The sequence below is a fragment of the Robinsoniella sp. KNHs210 genome (genome assembly GCF_000686105.1).
Taxonomy (GTDB): domain Bacteria; phylum Bacillota; class Clostridia; order Lachnospirales; family Lachnospiraceae; genus Robinsoniella; species Robinsoniella peoriensis.
Genome location: NZ_JMLZ01000002.1, coordinates 3,902,971 through 3,920,271, shown reverse-complemented (window position 1 = coordinate 3,920,271; position 17,301 = coordinate 3,902,971). Strand labels below are relative to the sequence as shown.

Annotated in this window: 11 protein-coding genes and 1 tRNA gene; 6 read left to right on the top strand and 6 right to left on the bottom strand. The window is 38.6% G+C overall.

Annotated features, from left to right (window positions below; all coding sequences use genetic code 11):
* Positions 1 to 78: 78 nt before the first annotated feature.
* A complete protein-coding gene (locus CD03_RS0123520; protein ID WP_027295722.1) occupies positions 79 to 2,604 on the bottom strand; it encodes a hypothetical protein in 2,526 nt (841 codons plus the stop codon).
* 101 nt (positions 2,605 to 2,705) lie between these two features.
* Here CD03_RS0123520 and CD03_RS0123515 point away from each other — a divergent pair, with 101 nt between their 5' ends.
* The 4 genes from CD03_RS0123515 to CD03_RS0123500 all read left to right on the top strand — a co-directional run bounded on the left by CD03_RS0123515 (position 2,706) and on the right by CD03_RS0123500 (position 7,125).
* Positions 2,706 to 4,481, top strand: coding sequence for a hypothetical protein (locus CD03_RS0123515; RefSeq protein WP_027295721.1), 1,776 nt, complete (start codon positions 2,706 to 2,708; stop codon positions 4,479 to 4,481).
* 19 nt (positions 4,482 to 4,500) lie between these two features.
* On the top strand, positions 4,501 to 5,616 hold the full coding sequence (locus CD03_RS0123510) for a hypothetical protein (protein WP_027295720.1): 1,116 nt from the start codon (positions 4,501 to 4,503) through the stop codon (positions 5,614 to 5,616).
* Entirely contained in the window at positions 5,606 to 5,779 is a 174-nt protein-coding gene (locus CD03_RS37390; RefSeq protein WP_081820357.1) for a helix-turn-helix domain-containing protein, read from the top strand. The genes CD03_RS0123510 and CD03_RS37390 overlap by 11 nt, the downstream gene beginning before the upstream one ends.
* A 77-nt stretch (positions 5,780 to 5,856) precedes the next feature.
* A complete protein-coding gene (locus tag CD03_RS0123500; RefSeq protein WP_027295719.1) occupies positions 5,857 to 7,125 on the top strand; it encodes a tyrosine-type recombinase/integrase in 1,269 nt (422 codons plus the stop codon).
* Between the two features lie 62 nt (positions 7,126 to 7,187).
* On the opposite strand, the gene CD03_RS0123495 is transcribed toward CD03_RS0123500, so the two are convergent.
* Positions 7,188 to 7,261, bottom strand: a tRNA-Pro gene (locus CD03_RS0123495).
* 306 nt (positions 7,262 to 7,567) lie between these two features.
* On the opposite strand from CD03_RS0123495, the gene CD03_RS40165 reads away from it, so the two are divergent.
* On the top strand, positions 7,568 to 7,633 hold the full coding sequence (locus tag CD03_RS40165; protein ID WP_394910230.1) for a DUF6783 domain-containing protein: 66 nt from the start codon (positions 7,568 to 7,570) through the stop codon (positions 7,631 to 7,633).
* A 36-nt stretch (positions 7,634 to 7,669) separates the two neighbouring features.
* Positions 7,670 to 7,738 carry a hypothetical protein gene (locus tag CD03_RS40160; RefSeq protein ID WP_416389808.1) on the top strand — a complete coding sequence of 23 codons (69 nt, stop codon included), beginning with the start codon at positions 7,670 to 7,672 and terminating at the stop codon, positions 7,736 to 7,738.
* On the opposite strand, the gene CD03_RS0123490 is transcribed toward CD03_RS40160, so the two are convergent.
* The 4 genes from CD03_RS0123490 to CD03_RS40155 form a co-directional block, all read right to left on the bottom strand.
* Positions 7,719 to 11,807: a family 43 glycosylhydrolase gene (locus tag CD03_RS0123490; RefSeq protein WP_156043005.1), complete on the bottom strand. Its 4,089-nt coding sequence runs from the start codon at positions 11,805 to 11,807 to the stop codon at positions 7,719 to 7,721. The two genes, CD03_RS40160 and CD03_RS0123490, sit on opposite strands and share 20 nt — an antisense overlap.
* 197 nt (positions 11,808 to 12,004) lie before the next feature.
* Positions 12,005 to 14,869, bottom strand: a complete 2,865-nt coding sequence (locus tag CD03_RS0123485; RefSeq protein WP_027295717.1) for a LamG-like jellyroll fold domain-containing protein — start codon at positions 14,867 to 14,869, stop codon at positions 12,005 to 12,007.
* A gap of 17 nt (positions 14,870 to 14,886) precedes the next feature.
* Positions 14,887 to 17,133 carry a family 43 glycosylhydrolase gene (locus CD03_RS36415; protein ID WP_052377941.1) on the bottom strand — a complete coding sequence of 749 codons (2,247 nt, stop codon included), beginning with the start codon at positions 17,131 to 17,133 and terminating at the stop codon, positions 14,887 to 14,889.
* A gap of 19 nt (positions 17,134 to 17,152) precedes the next feature.
* Positions 17,153 to 17,233, bottom strand: coding sequence for a DUF6783 domain-containing protein (locus tag CD03_RS40155; RefSeq protein WP_394910253.1), 81 nt, complete (start codon positions 17,231 to 17,233; stop codon positions 17,153 to 17,155).
* Positions 17,234 to 17,301 lie beyond the last annotated feature (68 nt).

Here is a 17,301-nt window from a genome sequence, read left to right as displayed (position 1 = left end):
TGAAAATCAAACCTTTGCTGTATATATACCTAGACGATAGTCCCACCAGTCTCCCCTCTCGAAGTAAGTTCCTATCAGTCATTTATCAACTTCATTTATAAGTTTTATTGTTCTATTTACTCCATAATTTAGCCTTTCATACGTAATAACACTTTCTACACCTGTATTCTTTATACATTCTTTAGGAATCTTCCTGATAGCCTCAAATAATTTTATTTTGCTTTTTTCTATTTCTTCTTTTGTACCTTTTTTACCTCTTCCTGCAATCACCACTGCAAAAATTTCAGCTATATAAGAAAGTTCTTTAATATTAATCGGCGCATTATCTAATGACGGTCCCAATTTTCTTAATTCTTCCTCATATTGATAAATTATACTTCCACTATTTATATCCCAACCATATTGAAGCAAAATGTAATAGCCAAATATTATCTGTAAGCATTTTATTTTAATCTGGTAATATCTATCCTTCATTTCTGAAAATTTATCATAAACCTTATTTAGTATTATAAACCCTTTATAATAATCACCTAAACAGCAAGATATCAATCCTTCATAATAGCATATTTCTAATCCCAACTTATATTCTTTTTTTATTCTCTGGATTTTATATAAATATTTTACCGAGTCATAAACATATGTTTCAAAGAGCTCCACATTTTCTGATAGATTTGGTATTAAAAAATCTAATTGCTCTTTAATAAAATCTGTTAAAAAGTCAATCAAACTTACTATATCATTCTTTTCATCTCCGGTATTTACTGATTCAATAAGTTTAATTCTTTTTGATAGTGTGTTAATTATTTCTGTATATTTTTCATTTTTTTCCTCTACATTATTTTCTATCCAATAATATTTTGATAAACATGAATTTACTTTCAGACCTTGAATATAATTTCCCACAAAAATATTATCAATCTGATATAATGTCTTCATAATAACTTTAGCATGAGCTGTATCTGCATATTTTATAAAATACAGCAAACACAAATAGACAAACTCCCACCACTCGGATTTAATTCTGCTAACATTTTTTTGCTCTTTATTGTTGTAATTTTTTATTGATCTATCAAATCTTAAGTATAGTGAAAATAATATGTTTCGCATTACTAAAGGATCAACTGTTAGCGCAAATGGCTCTGAAATATCTTTTTTAATTTTATCAATGAATTCTTTACAATCACTAATTGATACTTTTTCACCAAAAAAAATTGATTCTGAAATTAAACTATGCATTCTTATCTTATTTTTTTCATTATCAAATTCAATCCAACCGCCTTCAATTAAGTAGTTTAAACCTTGTACACTATAATCTTTATCCCATCGTTCCAAATATTCTATACACAGATCACAATTCAAAAAACATGACACATGTTTTAACAGATTTACTTCCTTTAATGGTATATTATCGTATAACTTATATATACTAAATATATGCCCTCTAATTATAAGTTCCTTACCGTTATACCCGGATTTAACTTTTGATAAATTGTTTATTCCAAAAATATTCTCTTTATGTAAATATTTTGCCATATTATCAATAGAAATATCAGAATTTTTCATTGCTTTACCAAGTAATGATATTATCATAGTATGATATTCTACCTTATCAAAAATAAACTCCAGTTTTTGTTTATTCACTCTTTGCCCTTGGAGGTAATTACATAGAAATATTTTCTTTAAACTTTCATAATTCATTATTCCTATGTGAATACTTTTAAATATTTTATGTTCAAACTGACATCTTGTAGTTATTAGTATATGCAATGGTAAAAATGATAAAAAATTTAATTCAGACATATATGAATTTATATCCATGCCATCAATGACAAGAATCGAATCTTCTTCTTTATTTAAGAGGTATTTTATATTTCTACAAAACTTTTCATCCACTGTTAAAGATATATCATCATCAGTATTTGTTCTAAATTCAATATTACTAATAGTATTTTTAATGTCAATAGAGTATTTCACAAAATAAAAATCCTTATATTTTCGTTTGATCTCATCTTCACTACTATCTCTATATATTTTATTGTTATTAATAAACTTTTTTGCTAATTGTGTCTTTCCAACACCTCCTATTCCATATAGTATGACCTTAGTATACTTATAGATATTTAATTCTATCTCTCTTAGCTTATCAATTCTACCGCAGAAATTATCGCACACCAGAACTCTACTATTAATGAATCTATAGTTTGGAAGTGACAGCTTACGTACTATAATTCCAATAATAGTATCATCCTCTATCTTATTTTTATTATCATTAAAATAAGGAATATTGACAATTTTCCCATATAGCTTTCTTAATTCTTCAATCAGAATTCTCTTTGTATCATCTTCTTCTGCAATTGTAGATTCTCCCTTGTGCTTACATATAAAACTATCAAGATCCCAATTCTTTTTCTTTAAAATAACTTTCTGCATATTCTTTGGTACATTTCTTTTACCATTAGCTAAACGACTTATTGTCGAATCTTCAAGCCCTTCTTTATTAATAGTAATATCCAGCAAAAAATCCATAGTGTCATATATTGCCAGTCTATCATTAATATGTGATTTAAATAATTCATGTATACTCTTAAACCATATTTCATTCATAATTTTTAATATCGCCCTCCATTTCAAACTTTTTGTCAATGTAAATACCTACTTTTTATTATATTATTAAATCACAAAAAAACATAGATGGAGGAAAAAAAATGTTAGATAACTCAAACGCTTCATACGATCAAACTTCCCAATTAATCCATGCAAATAACTGCCTGCGTTCGCAAATAGACATACTTCGCCAAAAATATCCGAAGGAACATGACAGACAGTATCTTTTGGAAAACCCACATAATGGTTCACTCGATCTCTTGACGCAAAAACCGAACGGAACCGCATTTTATTCTGTTTTCTCATTTTTTAAGATTAAATCCTTACTTTTATTAAGCTCTCCGCTAAAATCGGATAACGACCAGATTATGGATTTCTGCTTTGAACACTTTTCAACACGTGAAGAACACAGCATTAAAATTACTGTAGAACAGTTTAGGAAGCCAGGGCATTTTATTCAAGCACTTCTCCTAGATGGCATTGTTTTTACTGCCAAAGTACGCGATTCGCAAAAAGAAGCGTTAATTAAGGGCTATGCTCTGTCAAATTGCAAAATAGAAATTGCCAATCTTCCTATACTACCCGGTTGGAGATTTACCGAAAAAAATCCAAAACCACTATTTGTTATAAATCCTTACAATACAATTCCTGAATTTTTAGATGGCCCAATAGTACAAAAAAAAATTATTTGCTCTTCGGCTTTACTAAACGATAAACATGAAGAAACCCATTCACAAAGAACTCTTCCAACAATTAACGAAAATCTTACCTATTTACACCTAATTTTCGTAGCTTCTATATTGCAAACTTTATTCAATAAAAGTGAAGGCATATATTGGGATAAAATTGTAAATATTTGTGTGGATAATTTTAACCAAACTACTGATAATTTTATTAAACATTTTTTATGTTTTTATGAGAATCCCACGAAAATCCCTGAGCTTCCCCTTTCAGAAAAAGAGTTAACTAATTTAATTCGTTCAAGTAAAGATGAAATTCTGTTACTTAAAGTCAATAATCAAAAGAAAAAACCCGCTGATATATATCAAATTGAACGTAATCTTAATCTAATTCTAACTTTAAACGGAACTGAAGTTTCTTATTCAGAAGGCACTTTCAATAATTTTATTCCAGTTGTATTATCTACCACACCTATCGCGGGGGTGTCCTCTGATAATATAATAACCATATCTATTGATAGCAATCAACTTAACAATTGTTACAAAGCGAACTATATAATTGGCGACCTAGTTATTCATCTAACTAATTATATCTCCGAAAATTACGACAATATCTTGTTAATGATTCGAAAGATTTTTGAAACTCAATACTCTAGCAACTTAGAAAGTTACAACGCTTGTTTTCTACAGATGTTAGCTGCATATAAGATATCTCAAGAATTCATTAATGCTTTAAGGGACGATACAAATTGTGATAAAAACTTTTCTCTACTTTGTGATATTCAAGGTTGGTTCAAAAAACAGCTAGCAACATCCGATGTTTCCGGAATTGCAGAAATTTTTATTGAACACTTTAAAAATATGTATATGTATGGTGTATTTAAATGTATTAATCCGTACGATAAATACCCTGATGAAGAAAATTGTATCCCTATAATCATAGACAAAAAATCCATCTATTTTCGGAGAAGTGTCTTTCAAAATAAGATAGTTCCTGAAATATTTTCAGATGTATTACCAGTTAGCATTCTTAGATGCTTAGCCGATGCAGACATCTTAGTAATTGACTCGTCTACAAAACGCTGCTTTGAAATAAAAAAAAGGCTTACTACCACAGATGGAGCTTGTAAATATGAACGCTGTATTGTACTTCGGAAATCTGCATTCACAGAAATAGGTGAAGCAAATATATTTTAAAAAATGAGGAGCGATTTAAATGGACAACAAACTATACATAGGCCAAAACAATACCAATCCCATATATTATCTTCCAGACAAAAATATAAATGGGCACATATTAATAACCGGTAAATCAGGAAGCGGCAAGACTAGTGCAATAAAAAATATTTTAAACCAATTATCCCAAACTGATGCATTATTATATGCTTTAGATTTTTCCAAAAGTTTAGAACTAAAACCTACAGATTTCTCAAATCTGGATATACTTTTAGATTTCAGCATTACTAAACCGTTTTCTACACACTATAATGGTAATAATGCTTCCCAGACTCTCCTTCAGAAAGCCGACATTATAAGTTCTGTTTGGAAACTCGGATCTACGCAAAGAACTTGTATAATTAAAGCATTGCTTGCCATGCAGAGCATCTTTTTAAAAAATTCAATGATCTTGAACTCAAATAATTCTTTTTTACCTTATATGAAAGCAAGCACCAATCTCCCCGAACCAGATTTCGCACTTCTGTCCTATTTATTGGAGGAGATTAATACTACCACATCAATCAATTTATCCGAAAAATTCATAGATATAATATTGCATGTGTACAGTGATAATGTTCTATCTCAGAAAATACTACCTTTAGATCATAGAAGACATATCATTTATAACTATCCTTCATCCAATTGCGAGATCAATAAAAAATTGACCGAACTCTTCCTCTGGAACATATGGATAATTCGTTCAAATAATTACGATATTTCTATGCCACCAATCTATATCATTTTAGACGAATGTCAGCAATTAAGTTTTAATGATAATACCATAATGAAAAAACTACTTACCGAAGGCAGAAAGTTTGGTTTTAACCTAATTTTATCGACTCAATCTTTATTTTATGGATTTGATAAAGCAGCTCAGTCTAGCCTTATGCAATGTGGATTGCGCTTAATATTTAACCCTCCAGAAGCAGAACTATCACTCACTGCCAAATCTATTGAGCAATCAAACTGGAAAGAATGGCATGATATATTACGCAATTTATCTGTAGGAGAATCCATAGCTGTTGGTTTTTTTTCGAGTCTCAGAAATAATGCATTTCAAAAAATCAGGCTCAAAACTCCTAGGGCTATAAAGGAGGTCAACCATGTTCAATGATTTCCCTGATGTTGTAGATGTCACAACTTTATGCAAGATGTTGAAAATCGAAAAAAAATCTGCTTATAATCTTTTGCATAAAAAACAGATTCCATACAAAAAAATTGGACGCTTATATAAAATCAGAAAAGATGCTGTTATTGAATTTATGAATTCAACCTAAAATACTGTAAAATTGAGGGCAGATATGGTATAATATAATAACTATTATCTGCCCGCCATGATGAAAAGGAGAGAAATATGACGGGTAATCTTCAAATAAAAACAACTGCTAACGGAAAACAATATTTTTATATGGTTTTAAATTTCCACGATAAACACCTGGGAAAGAGACGTCAAAAATGGATTTCAACTGGTCTGGAAGTCAAAGGAAATAAGAGGGAAGCCGAAAAAATGCTGCGCATCGAATTGGCGAAATACGATGATTGCAATGTATACAACTATAACGCTGATATGCTCTTTTCGGACTGGATTGAGTATTGGCTAAAAAGTATACAACCTGATGTAGAGAAAACTACCTATGAAGGCTATTTGCTTCATAGCAAACATGCAATTGTATATTTTAAGAATTCCATGTTGAAGCTCAAAGACTTAAAAGTGCGACATTTTGAGGAATATTACCATGAAATGCTAACTCATGGGAAAGTTAATCAGAAAACTAAAGAATCTAGTGGCCTGGCAGTCCGAACTGTTAGAAGTCACAAATTCATAATCAATGCTGCATTAAACAAGGCTGTTTTAAATGAAATTATACGTTCAAATCCTGCCCAAAGCGTCAAGGTTACAAATAAAAGCAATAAACAGCTACAACGTAAGATACAATTTTTCACTACCGCTGAGGCCAACCAGTTTCTTGAATTTGTTTATACTCTTAAAGACGTAACATCAGATCTCATCTTTGCTACACTGCACTTTGGACTCAGGCGATCGGAGGTACTTGGACTGACTTTTGATTCTGTAGATTTTCAACGCCATAAACTATTTATTTCCAGGACTGTAGTAAAGATAACTACCTTACATGACAAAAATGAAACAAAGACGCCAGACAGTTACAGAAGCTATCCCATGACACTCGAAATTGAAGACTTTTTTAGAAAGGTCATCTCCAAAAAGAAAAAATACGAGCAGTTTTTTGGAAATACCTATCATAAAAGCAGTTTCCTTTTCACCTGGGAAGATGGTCACCTGTTTTCTCCAGACTTCATATATCATCATTTTTCTTTGTTGGTAAAAAAGTTTGGCAGGAATAATTTCACATTTCATAACCTACGTCATTCCACCGCATCTATTCTTCAAGAAAAAGGATGGCAGCCAAAAGATATTCAGGAATGGTTAGGTCATGCTGACTTTTACACTACAATGAATATATACACACATATTTCTAAATATCATCAAGATGAACGTGCACAGAGCCTGACAGGTACTCTGATGCTACCTTCCCAAGGTGTTAGAACAAATGTTAGAACAGATTCAAATCCATGTAATTCCGAGGTAAAATATATATCATGAAACAAATAAAAAAGACCGGAAACCCTATATAACATAAGGTTTCCGGCGCCCCTGCCAAGGAATCGAAGCGACGGGATTCGAACCCACGACCTCTGCGTCCCGAACGCAGCGCTCTACCAAACTGAGCCACGCTTCGCTATTCAGCTTTATCATTATAGCATTGGATCGCTATAAAATCAAGTATTAATTTATAAACTTTTACATTTTTTTCAATTTATTTTTTATATCATTTTAGACTTTTTTTTCAGGTACCGTACCACGCTTTCTAATATGTAAGTGCCAAATTTAGGCTTGATACCTTCTGGTCTAATCACACAGAGGCAGGATTGAAATCCTTACAAAAGTATCGAATTCTGTACCCTGCCCCGTGTATTTCCGGAAGTGGTGACGTTTCTATATCACTTCCTCTACTAGAGCGTGTTTGAAAATTGCTTTCTGACAGATGTGCGTCACAGTTTGTGGTAGATTTGTCCCGGATGAAGGGCGCGTAGCGGGCTACGCAACCTGAATTCGGGGCAAATATGCCGCAAAGTGGGGCGTGCAGATGGCAGGAATGAATTTTATAACACGCTCTAGCGCGTGTTTTACACTTATTACTTTTTCTTTACATTGATTACTATCTTAGCACTTTTACCATTAAATGTAGTTACCTTAATGGTTGCTTTTCCTTTTTTCTTTGCAGTAACTTTTCCGGTTGATGAAACAACAGCCACTGATGAATTGTTAGATTTATATTTTAGCCTATAACTGGCTGTCTTTGATGGGAAGTTTACTTTTATCCTCCAGGACTTTCCTTTCTTCAGATCCTTTGTTTTTGTACTGATTGAAATTGCCTTTGGTGCTTTTTTTACAGTGACCTTGCAGTAACTCTTTTTGCCATTTGCTGTCTTTACTGTAATCGTAGCCTTTCCAGGCTTTCTTCCGGTGATCTCTCCCTTTGACGTCACCTTCACTACTGACTTCTTGTTTGAACTCCAGGTAACTTTCTGAGATGCATTTGCGGGTTTAACTGCTGCTTTTAATTTTACCTTTTCTTTGGCTCCAATGGTGATTTTTGTTTTGTTTAGCGTCACTTTTGATGCTTTCGGCGTTTCCGGTACCGGCGGTTTGGGCGGAGTCTGAATCTTCGTAAAGTTTGCTGTCAGCTTTTTGGATGCTGTTATATTTCGGTCACTTCTCTTTGCCGTTTTTACTCCGTCACTCCATCCGGTAAAGGTATATCCTGTATTTGCCGTTGCCGTTACTTCAGTTGTGGAACCGCCCTTCACTATGGTCTGGACAGCTGTTCCGCTGATTTTTCCACCCGTCTGTGCCACGTACTCTACTGTTACCTTTTCTTCTGCTTTTTTGGTTACGGTTACCTTTAAAGATACGGTACTGTATGCATCCAGTAATTCTTCTTCATAGGTCATTTTTAATATAGGTGAGCCGTCGGCTGTCCAATGTACGCGTTTTAATCTTGCATGGCGGCAGGGGTCGTTCAGTGGCTCTCCGTTATAGGAGCTGTTATTTCCATTATAATCAGAACCGCATTTCCGGTAATTATGGGAAGTTGGCCTTGCGTGGTATACGAAGATCGCATTCCCGTCCTGATCTACCGTAAAGGAGTTGTGTCCAGGTCCTTCTTCTCCATTTACATCCCTTGATGTAAGCAGCGGATAAGGGCTCTTCGTCCAATTGGCTGGATCCAGCAAATCTTCCCCTCCTTTTGCACTGCACATACCAATGGCGTATTCTGACCCGGTTCCGGATGCAGAGTAACACATAAATATATTGCCGTCTTTCTGTAAAACAGTTGCTCCTTCATTTACGCAATAACGGATCCGTTCCCATCCATAATCAGAACAGGTAATACGGGTAGGCTCTGAAGTCACCAGCCATGGCTGCTGCTCATCCACACTGGCTATAAATAAATCAGTACTGGAGCCCTGATAAGCTGCGGTAGGTTTGCCTGCCCAGATTACATAGGACTGTCCGTTCACTTCATCTTTAAAGTAAGTCATGTCCAGACAGAAGGACCTGCTAAACGGATTTTCCGATACCTCTGAAGTTACACCCAGTTTATAGTCTGTCCATTCGGATTCCTGACCGGATGCCTGTAATGCAGTTTCATAAGGATCACGGTCTCCGGGCAGTACCAGTGCATGGCAATAGATATCAAATAAATTACTGCTGTGGCTTTCTGTGAAATAAATAACCCAGTTATCACCCACTCTGTGTATTTCCGGTGCCCAGATATAGCGGTATCCTCTGGAAGCGTAGTCTGCTCCATCATAGAATCCCTGGTTTCCGGCCTTCCAGACGGTTACCTGGGTACTTCTGTCCTGCAGCCCTTCCAGTGTCTTAGAACGTCTTAAAACTACACGGTCATACTGTTCCAGCTGATCGTTTGAATCAATCTGATCCTGATCCTCCGGGAAATATGAACCGGTCATATAATAATATCCGCTCTGTTCATCCCAGTAAATGCAGGGATCCGCCATGCCTTCCACGAATTTTGTCTCATCGTAATATACCGTACCGGTTTCTTCATTATAATTATCCGGATCATCCGGATTTGCATTCTCCGGATCATCTTCCGGAAGGGTGCTTCCATTTAATTCTTTTAATTTATTGATATACTGGGTCTGAACCACCTTACCGGTTAATGTATACTCTCCCGGTTGGGATAAGCTGATGCCCTGCAGCGCTCCCTCCCAGTCGATACTGAATTTCTGACTGGATCCGTCTGTATAAACTGCATTAACACTTGGGTACAGTTTTTCCAGCTCCTGTTCCGTAAGCCCCTGCTGCGCATCTACATTTAAGCCGGTCAGGGACTCCAGTCCATTATTTACAACTGTCCCCAGTTTATTTACGATATACCGGTACTCTTCTTCTGTCAGGGAAACCGCATTTCCAAGGGTAATCTGCTCATCTGTGTCTAATATATTTTCCCCATTCAGCATTAATGTAAAATTAGAACGTTTCAATGGCAATGCATTTAATTCAGTTTCTGATACCATGATGTCATCATAATAAGCTACTCCATCTGTGGAAGTAAACAGATGGATTCCCCTGGAGGACGTCGCATCCGGTGCCGCCACTGTAAATCCCTCTTCTGTCTTAAAGATACGGGGATCTGTAACCTGAAGCGTGCCATTGGTATTCTTAGTGAAAATCACTGCACCACCATTGTTCAGAACTTCAAAGTTTTTTCCGTCTTTGCTCACAGCCATGTAGACACTGCGGGTTTCCTGGGCTACATTTGCTGCGGAGGCATAGAAGTCTGTAGAAGTGGAATATACAGCTGCATAATATCCCTCCTGCAGTTCCCTGACTGACTCTACTCCATGTACTGTAATTTCAAATGCTTCTGATTCCATACCGCTAACGATTGCTGTCACATGTGCAGTCCCTTCGGAAATTCCTCTTGCAACACCCTTTTCGTCTACCGTAAGTACCTCTGGATTATCAGATACCCAGGTTACTGTCTTGTCTACATTTGTAGATGCGGGCTGCAGTGTAACGCTGAGGCGGATACTTTTATCTTCATCCACCGTATTTTTGCCTGAAATAGTGACACTCTCCAAGGGGATTGGCACCATGGTTTCCTGATATAGAGCAGAAACTTCATCATCAGTCAGTGCTTTTCCATAGAAGGAAACGTCATCCAGCATAGCTCCGGCACATTTCCAGTATGTTGCCAGGCTGGCGCCCAGACGGACATTGGTTGCGGATGGATCTTCGGCAAGGCCTCCTGTCAGATCGCTGATCATCTGCCCGTATTTCTCGGAACCGGAGGTAATGGTATGCTGCTTTTTCACACCGTCGCTATAAAAAGTGATTCCGGACTCTGTGACTGTCATGGTAACCATTTTCCATGCATCCTTTTGGTCTAGTCCCAGGCTGGCAACGGAAAAATCTGTATAAAAAGTATTCTGGTCTGTGGTATTCCAATAAACCATCAGCTGGTTCACCGCAAATGTACCCGCTCTTTTTCCCGTAGAAGGTGCTACTTCAAAGTCTATCAGACATCTGTCACCGCCTGCTTTGCCCGTAGTCTTTGTCCAGAAATTGAGGGTAAGGCCATTCTCCGTCTCCTGTCCTGCAAAAGGATTTCCCGGGAGCAGTGCATATCCGCGGTTGTTATAATCCGCTTCATTTAACTGAAGCACCTGTCCCCTGTATACATCATTTACCAAGGACGGTTTTTTTCCGCTTCCAACAGTCTCCAGTAAAAGCTTCTGACCGTCATATTCAAGCGCCTTTCCATCCGATGACAGCTTATAATCAGTAAAGTCATAGTTCTTAAGAGCCGTGGAGGAGATTTCCCCGGCTGCTTTATTTTCCCCAGACTGTTTCTGATTACCGGACTGTTTCTGATTACCGGGCTGTTCCAGAACTTCATCCAGATCTGTGTTCACGTCCTGCTGATCCAGTGGTTTTTCTGTCTGTAACAGAACCTCCGATTGATCAGTCTCCTTAGCCGATTCACCGTCCTGCTTTTCTGACTCAGGTGTAATGGCTGCACTATCCTGTTCCTGTATTTCGATTGCCGTATTTTCGCTGGCAAATACGGTACCTGACATCGGTGTCGCCGCCACTGCTACCGCGGTTACCACTGCCAAAATCTTTTTATATATTTTATTTTTCATTTTTATACCCATTGTATATTGCAGGCTTGCCTGCAATACTGCCACAATAAAACAGATTGAAAGAATCACACCGTGGCATCCTTTCTATAACATAATTTTCTTTCAACCTTTTCCTCCCTTTACTGCTCATCAAATGTAAATGAACTTCCATAAAAGCATAATTTTGAAATTCTCTTCAGTCTGCAAGCCGGAACCTCTGCCCACAGGCAGACCTGCAGATCATTTCCGGAAGCTCTGAAGTTCTATTTTATTTTGATTGTCTTCTTCATGGTCACCCCTGATACCTTTGCTGTTACCACAACTCCGCCTTTTTTTAAAGCTTTCATTTTACCTTTTGCCGATATCCGGGCTACTTTTTTATTATTTACCGACCATTTCACTTTACCTGAAATACCGGCAACTTTTAAGGTAATTGATTTTTTTGCTTTTACACTGCTTTTTCCGGTTATTCCACCCACCGATATACTGACCGATCGTGTAATACTCTTTCCATCAACTGCAACCGTTACTCTAACAGTCCCTTTTCCGGTTTTCTTTCCCGTTACTTTTCCACTGGAATTTACTGTAACTGCACCGGATGCCTGATAAGTTATCTTGGGATTTTTGGCTTTGACTTCATTTGGACAGCTGACTGCTATCTTCGTTGCAGATCCTTTTGCAATTTTAGTCTTTGCGGATTTTGCAGTCACCTTTGACAAATCCACAACTGCTGCTGGAGGCTGTTTCTCTTCCTCAACTGTTGCTATCGTTATAAAATCCATCGGATATCCATCTGCCCCTGAGATAACTCTGGCAGTGAGAAGTGCATACCCTGCCTTTTGTGCAACTGCTGTACCATTTTCATATTTCACCACATCCGGAGCACTGGAACTGTAGCTTACGGTAACGCTATTTTTTAACTGATCCGGCAGGCGGAATATCGTTGCTGTTCCCTTTACTTTTAATGATACTTTAGAAGCAGGCTCGGCTTTTTTCAGCGTATCCCATACACTGTCATAGCTGTTCTCAAAGCGCAGGCTCTTCACCGCCCTTTTTAACATGGCGGCTGCTGCATCTGCTTCCCCCTGGGAAACAATCCCCGCTGCTGACTCCAGTGCTGCATATAACTGTTTCCTGGATATAGCACTTAAATACGGCGTATCATAAGACCGTGCATCCTGTACAAGTGCATTGAGCTCTATTAGATTCAGTGCCTTTACCTTCACGGTAAATGACTTTTCGGCTGTAACCATTCTGGCTGTGAGAACCACCTGGGTATCAGCGGATGGGTTGTTAACTTTTCCCAGCCCCGTCACTACCTCAGGCACCGATGATTCCCAGACTACATCCATGGCATTAACTTTTAAAGGCAGCTTTAAATCATAAGCTACTGCATCCATACTTCCATTTCTGCTTCCTAGCAATATGCTATCCGTTACCGCATTATCCAGCTTTTCCTGAATGGCTTCCCGGTAAGCGGAATTTGTTCCTGCCACATCTAAATCGGACAAGGCTTTATTGTGAATTTTAAAGGATGAAATTTTGCCCTGGAAATTATCGTCACCTGTCCAGCAGGATTTTCCTATGTATCCCAGTATGTCATTTTCCGTACCCGGAGTTACTACATCATCCATGATGCTGTAACCGGTCTGTTTTTCATCAATTTTAATTCCGTCCACATAGAGGGTGATGGTTCCCCGGTCAAATACCATAAATACAGTGTAATATTCCTCATTTTTATTCAGCGGTGTATTCTGGAATAGAATTTCGGTATTGCTGTCCTTGATTCCTCCCCGAAGATTTCCGCCGGAAAAGGATGGACAGCAGAACATATAATTAGCTCCGCTTTTCCGGACTTTCGAGCCAAGGGTGAATAACCAGGCGTTCGTACCGCCGCTTCTGCTGTAAGTTGCTTCAACGGTAAACTGCTCTTTATCGGCAAGATCATCCATAATGGATACCGGGAACTGTACATAGCTGTTTTTCCCTGTTATATGCATAACATCCCGGTCATTTTCCGTATCAAAGGATACGCCTTGCGGATTTATAATCGTTCCATCATTCCCATGTCCGGATATGTCAAGTAGCCTGTCGCCGTCAACAGATGCCATCTGATATTCAACTGCCAGATTCTCATTTACTTCTTCCGGGTCATTTACGGTAACCGCAGTTGTCTCTGTTTTGGCTGTTTCTCCGATACTCACCGTAGTTGTAATCTGAGTATTTCCTTTTTGGAGTCCGGTAACCATTCCCTCTTCATTTACTTCTGCTATAGTGCTGTCCAGAGACTCATAGGTAATCGTTACGTCTTCCGGTGTTACACCTGCCGGAAGGCTGACATTAATCTTTGCCGCTTCATCCTTCATAAGCAGGATGCTCTTCTGTACATGAAAGCCTTCCTCACCCAGAATCTGCTCCGGAGAAAAGTCTCCATACAGTTTCAGGATCTGTGTATCGGTCAGCGCCTGATCATAAATGCTGATATCATCCGCCAGACCTTTGAATTCTTCATCCCAATTGCTGACTCCCAGATAAATATCCTGATTTTGTCCGCTTAAGGCACTGGATGCCAATCCATAGCCGACCTTTTTACCATTTACGTAAACGGCTGTTTCTTCTCCATTTCCGCAAAGGGTAAGCATACTCCATTCTTCAGAGGGGATGTCTGCTTTGGCAATGACTGTCCAGGCATATGAGGTGCCCTCTTCCCGGGTCCAGAGTTTGTAATTATTTTCCCCTTTATTGCCGGATAGAGCCACCCATTTTTCCGGTGAATGATACCCAAGAAACAGGATTGGACTATTGTCTGTGATAGGGGCATCCGGTTTTACCCACAGGGATATCGTATAGGATTCTCCTATATTCTTCTGATTCATTTTCAAGCCATATTCGCCAAGCTCAATTGCCTGATCACTCCGGCCCCGGGCAAATGTTACATCTCCTTTGTAATCGCTAAGCCCCGTTACAATAGCCCGGGGACCTTCAGCCATTCCGTCATTAAAGTCATAATATGCCAGCGGCACAGGATCTGGCTCCTGGGCTAAAGCTGTGACTGCCTGAACACAAAAAGCTGTTGATACAGCCATGACTCCGGTAAAAGCTGCATATAATAATTTTCTGAACTTCATATTCATTCTCCCCCTCATTATGAAATCTTCTTCAGTTTCATGGTCTTCTTTTCAAACCCTGTCTTTGCAGTGATCAGTTTATTAATTGTTTTATATCTGGAAGAAGGAATCTTAAATACTGCCTTTTTATTGATATTTTTGAAAGCATTTTTTCCTATGCTCTTTATATTTTTTCCCATTGTCACTGTTTTGACTTTTGTCTTTTTATAGAATGCTTTGCTTTGAATGCTGGTTACTTTAAATGCATATCCATTTATTTTTACTTCAGCCGGAATTTTTATGGATGACGGATTCTTTTTTGAAGTTCCTGTCACAGAAACCGTTCCATTTCTGGCTGCTGATTTCGTTACCTTGTATTTCAGTCCCCCGCTTGTATAAGCTGCACCTTTTTTAGGTATGGTCTTTTGCGGCTGCACCGGTTTTGGAGTTTCCTGCCCGCTGGACGCTGAAGGTTTTTGTTCTACCAGAATTTTAATATCCGCCGATGCGGTTGTCCCCTGATCGGTATAGCTGACTTTTAAAGGTTTTTCACCTGACGTCTTCATATCCAGTGCACTTGCATTCGTACTGAATCCCGTTACTTTTTTACGGCTTCCGTCTGTATAGCAGGCCATTACCTGAAGGTCATTGGTGTTCAGGGTATCCCCGACAAGATAAGTACGTTTGGTCTTTAATACACGGATACCGCTTAACTTTGCCTGTTCTTCCGGTTTTTTATCTGCATCTGTATCTATGACAAACGTACACTGTTTTTCATTTGGATTTGTCTGCAATACCAGCTTTCCATCCTCACAGGCGAGATAATATCCAGGCTTAGCCACGCTCTCCAGGGTAACTCCGTAACCTGCAAATCCTTCCAGGGTACGAAAAGTCATATTATCTGCCTCCTGGGCAGTTCCATATGTATCCTGAGTCAGCACTGTCTCTTCTCCTTTTGCAGACAGGTACAGTCCCGGCTTATTGTAGGATTCAATGGAGACATAGGATGCTTTCGTCTTATCCGCCTTACCCGGCACAATCTCCCAGGAGGCATCTTCTATTTCCGCACTGAGGCTGGTCATTACCGAAGCACTGATCGGATAATCCCCATCGTTCCAGCTGTTCACAAAATTCTCATGTGCCACCGGCACTCCCGAATAGTCATAAATGCGGCTGACTTTTCCGGTCAGGCCCGTAGAAGTCTCCTGGATCATGTCAATGCTTCCATCTGCCTGAATGGAAAATTCTTCTACACACACGGAACGCCGAAATCCGCTTCCATGAGGAAGGGAGCCATTGTGGTAAATAAAATATGTTTTTCCCTTAAAATCAAATACTGCCGGATGATTTGTATTGGAAGTGGCAGTAGGGGGCATCAGCAGGCCTCCAAAATTCCACTTTCCGTCAGTGAGATCATCGGTGGTGCAATATGCCATGCCTTCCCGCCAATTTGCCGCAAAGAAGAGATAATAGGGTCCGTAATAATTTCCGCCCTCATCCTGCTGGCGGTAGAGATAAGGCGCCTCCGTATAGGTATAATCCATGCCTTCTATGGTCTGCTGCCAGATATCATCTCCCATGGTAATCTTTCCATCCTGGTTCTGGTCTTTTACCGATATCATATCCTGGTTCAATTCACACAGGTAGAGAAGTCCGTTTCCCCATGAAAGGTAGATATGTTCTTCTCCATTTTCATCTGTCTCTATCCAGGCTGTAGGATCAATATCGTTCCAGGTACTGGTTTCTGGTTCTGTTACGTATCCCTTAATCATAGAATAACCAATATCCCGAAACGGTCCCGTAGGGCTGTCCGATACAGCCACACCGATAGACTGTTTCCCCCATGCCGTATTATCCCAGGAACAGAAATACATATAATATTTGCCGTTATGTTTCATCACCTGCCCTGCCCAGGCAGAGTTATTGTCGCCCCAGGATACGTCTGTCATATCCATCATTACGCCCTCGTATTGCCAGTTCTCCATGTCCTGGGTGGAATAGCATAGATAATTTGGCATAACATAGCTTTCATTTTGTGCCACATCGTGCCCCACATAGAGATACACGGTATCTCCGTCTACCAGGACCGATGGATCTCCCCCATAGGTAAGATTCTCCTGATCATCGAATCCGAGAATGGGATTTCCAAGCGTACTCTTTTCTACCACCGTTTCCTTTGGAACGGTATTCCCTGCCGCCATCGATTTTAGTTCCATTCCGGGAACAATACCCGCCTGAAGCAGAATGGAAGCAGTTAGAATGCCTGCCATTACTTTCTTTTTCATTACCCTTTTCCTCCTTTTTCTATCTGAAAACTGCTGAGCGTATCTTAAAAATACTTTCTGCAAGATTTGGGTCACAATTTGCGGCAGATTTTTCAGACACGCACTTGATATATCAATTATCCCATACCCCTATAATTATTCAATTGAGTTATTTCTTCATTTGTTTCG